At 72.1% G+C, this 1,858-nt stretch carries 3 protein-coding genes; 2 read left to right on the top strand and 1 reads right to left on the bottom strand.

Features of this window, described 5'->3' with window-relative positions; genetic code table 11:
* Nucleotides 1-211: hypothetical protein (locus AC2W7M_RS24645; RefSeq protein WP_486135669.1), on the top strand; the 211-nt coding region annotated here is incomplete at its 5' end.
* Nucleotides 202-1,638: a sensor histidine kinase gene (locus AC2W7M_RS24640; protein ID WP_486135667.1), complete on the top strand. Its 1,437-nt coding sequence runs from the start codon at nt 202-204 to the stop codon at nt 1,636-1,638. The genes AC2W7M_RS24645 and AC2W7M_RS24640, both read left to right, overlap by 10 nt.
* On the opposite strand, the gene AC2W7M_RS24635 is transcribed toward AC2W7M_RS24640, so the two are convergent.
* The coding region (locus AC2W7M_RS24635) for a hypothetical protein (RefSeq protein ID WP_486135665.1) at nt 1,623-1,858 on the bottom strand (236 nt) is incomplete at its 5' end. The genes AC2W7M_RS24640 and AC2W7M_RS24635 overlap by 16 nt on opposite strands.

Genomic DNA, 1,858 nt, shown 5'->3' with positions numbered 1-1,858 from the left:
CGGCGAATTGTGGCCGGTGGAGACACGGGCCCTGGCGGGCGATGCCTCCACCGAGATCGACATCTTCGGTGCCGCCGAGCTTGAGCGGCTCGCGCCGGACCTGGCGCGGCGCGCGCACATCGCCCTCGTGCCGACGTCCGGCGCGGCGCCGACCGCGCGCGGCCGAGGACCGGGGCATGGTGGTGCAGTCGGGTACGGCCGGTGGTCCTGACCGCCGGTGCGGGCGGGCACGGCGCGCTCATGGGCGGCACGCTGCTGAACCAGAACCTCGACTTCATCGACACCATCAACGACCTGGTCTACGGCTCCGGCAGCCTGCCCGAGGGCTCCGCCGGCACCGCCACGCTGTTCGTGGAGGACGTGCGGGTCTCCACCAACGTGCGCCTGTTCGAGGGGCGGCGCGCGCTCGGCACCCGCGTCTCGCAGGAGGTGCGGGACGCGGTGCTCGGCCAGGGCCGGGTGTGGCGCGATCGCGCGTTCGTGGTCAACGACTGGTACATCTCGGCCTACGAGCCGGTGGTGGACAGTCGCGGCCGGCGCATCGGCATGCTGTATGTCGGCTTCCTCGAAGCGCCGTTCCTCGCCTTGAAGCGCACCAGCCTGATGGCGGTCGGGATCGGCTTCCTGCTGGTGGCGCTGGTGGCGATCCCGGTGCTGCTGCGCTGGTCCGCCGCCATCTTCCGGCCCATCGAGGCCATGAACGCCACCATCGCCGGCGTGGAGGCGGGCCAGCTCTCCGCCCGCACCGGCGTCGCCGCGACCGAGGACGAGATCGGCCGCGTGGCGCACCATCTCGATGCCATGCTCGACCTGCTCCAGCAGCGCGACGCCGAGCTCCGGCGCTGGACCGGAGAACTCGACCGCCGCGTCGCCGAGCGCACCGCGGAACTGCGTGCGGCCAATGCGGAACTGGCCGAGACCCAGCGCCAGCTCGTAATGTCGGAGAAGCTCGCCGCCATCGGCGAGATCACCGCCGGGGTGGCGCACGAGATCAACAATCCCGTGGCGGTCATCCAGGGCAACCTCGACGTGGCGCGCGAGGTGCTCGGCGTCGCGGCGGCGCCGGTCAAGACCGAGTTCAACCTCATCGACCAGCAGGTCCACCGCATCACCATCATCGTCTCGAAGCTGCTCCAGTTCGCCCGTCCCGCCGAGTTCGCCGGCCATCTCGATCCGGTGGCCGCCGGGGACGTGGTGTCCGACGCTCTGGTTCTGGTGCAGCATCTGCTCTCGCGCAGCGAGATCGCCGTGGTGCGCGCGGACGCGGCGCGCCGCCTGGTGCTCATGAACCGGGTGGAGATGCAGCAGGTGCTCATCAACCTGATGGTCAACGCCATTCACGCCATGCCCGGCGGCGGCACGCTGATCCTGCGCACGCTCGATGCCGCCCACAACGGCCGGCCGGGCGTGCAGGTGGAGGTGGAGGACACCGGCGGCGGCATTCCCCCGGGACGCATCGAGCGGGTGTTCGACCCGTTCTTCACCACCAAGCCGCAGGGCGGCACCGGCCTCGGCCTCTCCATCAGCTATACCCTGGTGGAGCGCGCGGGCGGGGTGATGGCGGTGGCGAGTCCTCCGGGGCGCGGCGCCTGTTTCTCGTTCTGGCTGCCGCAGGCGCCGGCCTACCCGGCAGGATAGAGCGGATCGATGCGGGCGCGGCGCGCCGCGCGCCCGGTCGTTGCGCGCGCCGCGTGTTGGCGCGGAAGGCGGGAGAGGAAGTCGCGCCCCTTCCAGGCCGGCGCCTCGGCGCGGTAGAGCGCGTGGTAGAGGTCGCGCACCGCATGGGCCAGGCGCGGCGTGCGCAGGCTATCGGTGCCGGCCGAGAGCCGCAGCCAGGCGAGGAAGGCGGCATGGGCGC

It is taken from the genome of Xanthobacter sp. BG11Y11_SDJG (assembly GCF_057364445.1).
The sequence above is the reverse complement of the archived record's forward strand: the minus strand, read 5'-3'. Positions and strand labels throughout refer to the sequence as shown.